Annotated in this window: 2 protein-coding genes; one reads left to right on the forward strand and one right to left on the reverse strand. The window is 47.6% G+C overall.

Annotated features, from left to right (window positions below; translation table 11 throughout):
- Window positions 1–39: 39 nt before the first annotated feature.
- Window positions 40–186 carry a hypothetical protein gene (locus K941_RS17280; protein ID WP_156892345.1) on the reverse strand — a complete coding sequence of 49 codons (147 nt, stop codon included), beginning with the start codon at window positions 184–186 and terminating at the stop codon, window positions 40–42.
- A gap of 23 nt (window positions 187–209) precedes the next feature.
- On the opposite strand from K941_RS17280, the gene K941_RS0112370 reads away from it, so the two are divergent.
- Window positions 210–2,309: an OmpA family protein gene (locus K941_RS0112370; RefSeq protein WP_029103835.1), complete on the forward strand. Its 2,100-nt coding sequence runs from the start codon at window positions 210–212 to the stop codon at window positions 2,307–2,309.
- The last annotated feature ends 143 nt before the right edge of the window (window positions 2,310–2,452 follow it).

The raw sequence follows: 2,452 nt of genomic DNA on the forward strand, positions 1-2,452 counted from the left end.
CAATTTTTCAATTTTTCAATTTTTCAATTTTTCAATTTTTCAATTGATTATCGCACCGCCCAACACCATGTCAAGCCCTTGCCACATCAGATGATAAAACAACACAAAAACAAGACAAAAGGCAAGGCGATGACGATAATGGCACAGATTTTTGCAAGAATTTGCGGTATAATAAAGGGTTAGCATAAAAACAGTTGATAAGGTGAGCGATGGACATCGTACAGTATTTGCATGGGTTGGTATCAAGCTCTATGGGCATCTCAAACGAAGATACGAGTGCGGATTTATTAAAGCAGTATTATGCCCTAAGCACGGCACGCTTGATTGAGCTTAATGATGGCTTTGACAGCACCAATGCCAAAAATCACAGCCTGACCGCCTTGTGGGGCATGCAGGCAGAGCCTTTGGCAAAGCGTTTGGCACGCAGTTTTCACATGGATGAGCAGTCCACAATGACACTCCTAAAAGCCATTACTCCGCCGATGATGGTGGAAGTGGCGAATTTGGCAGGCGGTCAGGGGCTGATTGCTTTTTTGGCACAGAATTTTGCATCAAGTCGCACGCATTTGCCTGCGTGGTCGCCCCAGTTTATCCAAAGCTCGCTGGCTCAAAAGATTGAACAATTAAATGAGCAAACGCCAACTGCTGATTTGGTATTTATCAATTCTGATAATCAGCCCAATCAAGCAGATGATGATATTGATAATACTCCTATCGCCACAGATGACTCACCAATTATTAGTGTCACCAAAACTGCCGATATTAATGATAATACCAACACACCCTTTGACAATGAAAAACAAGGGGAAAATATTAATACCAATGGCATTTATCAAGACGGCATTAATGGCGGTACTAATGACGGTATTAATAATATAAATGATGATATCAATACCGATACAACCGCCCAAGATGACATCAATGACGATAATCATCTCGGTGGTCATCAACCCATTAAACCGTCCATAAAACCTAAGGTGGCACGCCCCAACCCTTTATTAATAGGACTCGGGGCAGGGCTTATCGCCTTGGCTGTCGGGGGCGGAGCATGGTATTTACTAAAAGACAAATCAGACTCATCAGAGACCGCCCCCGTCCACGACCCCAATGTCGCCACACCGACCGTCAAATCGCTAAATCCACCCCGTCTGTCCCTAACATCAGGCGAGAACGGCACGCTATACGCCTGTCAAGCCGAAGTGGGCAACAGCCAGCTCCAAGAACAACTGCTCGGGGTACTACAAAAGAACTTCGGGCAAATCGGCTGTATCATGGACATCGATGATAATTTTGGCACATCACTGACAGGACTAGAACGTTTGGAGAGCATCATGGCGATGGTCAAGTCTGAGCCGTTTACCAGCATTGAGATTATCGGCGACCACATCTATGTCAATACACCAAAGACGGACATCCTACCCAGAATCGTCAATGACATCGCCCTACTCGCCCCACAGTTTACCGTCTCGCCCGCCCCTGCATTGGATAAAGCCAATGTCATCAATCAGAGCCTTGAACGTGCCACGACCGCCCTAAATGCTCTGGATAATCCTCCCAACAGCTATGACTTGTCACGTTCGGCAAGCCTTGCGGTGATTGACTTTAATGGCACAAGCGAGTTGCCTGCCAACACCCATGGCGTGCTGTCGCTACTGGCAGAGAAAATCAAAGCCAATCCGAGCATCAAGCTCATCATTGCAACCCACACCAGTGGCGGAGATGGCACTGACCGCATGGCAAATCTTAGCCTATCGCAAACCCAAGCCGAAGCGGTTAAAGCCTTTTTGGTAGAGCAGGGCGTGAGTGACATCCAGCTGACCCCCAAAGGCGTGGGCGACAGCTTTCCAATCTCGGACAACGTGACCGAACTGGGTCGCTTTAAAAATGGACGAACAGAATTTTTGGTGTTTGATGAAGCAACCATGACCGCACTCAACGTGGACATGACCCAGCTTGTGCCAGCACCAAACACCGCCATGTCCGCCCAAAGCATGCCCATGCCTGCCCCCGTACAACAAATGCCCATGCCTGTGCAAAATGTACCCATGCAGACGATGCCAGAGCCCATGCCTGTGCAAAACATGCCCGTACAAGGCATGCCTGATGGCAACTACCTGCCCCAACCTGTACAAAATGTACAGCCCCTGCCCGAAGTGTATCCTGCTCCTGCCCTATCAGGTTATATTGGCGCCACCCCACCCCCTGCCCCGTCAGCAAGTACACCTGCCTTACCTGATGATTTTATTGAGCTTAGTAATGCCACGATTAGCTCTGAACAAGGGCGAGGTACAGAAAGAGAAATACGTTAAGCCAAACGTGATTTTAATCCATTTTTAAAACAGCAAACCCGTGAGTGAATGAACCGACCCCCAAATCTTAGACACAAGATTAAAGGTTAGGTTAATAAAGCTAAGTGGTTTGACCAAGGACTAAGTTTCTGTACTTCACAGGA

Origin of the sequence: Moraxella caprae DSM 19149 (assembly GCF_000426885.1) — a bacterium.
Classification (GTDB): Bacteria; Pseudomonadota; Gammaproteobacteria; order Pseudomonadales; family Moraxellaceae; genus Moraxella; species Moraxella caprae.

Bases quoted from the DNA above. Each gene is read 5' to 3' on its own strand.
- K941_RS17280 (WP_156892345.1), bottom strand. From the start codon at position 186: ATGCTAACCCTTTATTATACCGCAAATTCTTGCAAAAATCTGTGCCAT.
- K941_RS0112370 (WP_029103835.1), top strand. From the start codon at position 210: ATGGACATCGTACAGTATTTGCATGGGTTGGTATCAAGCTCTATGGGC.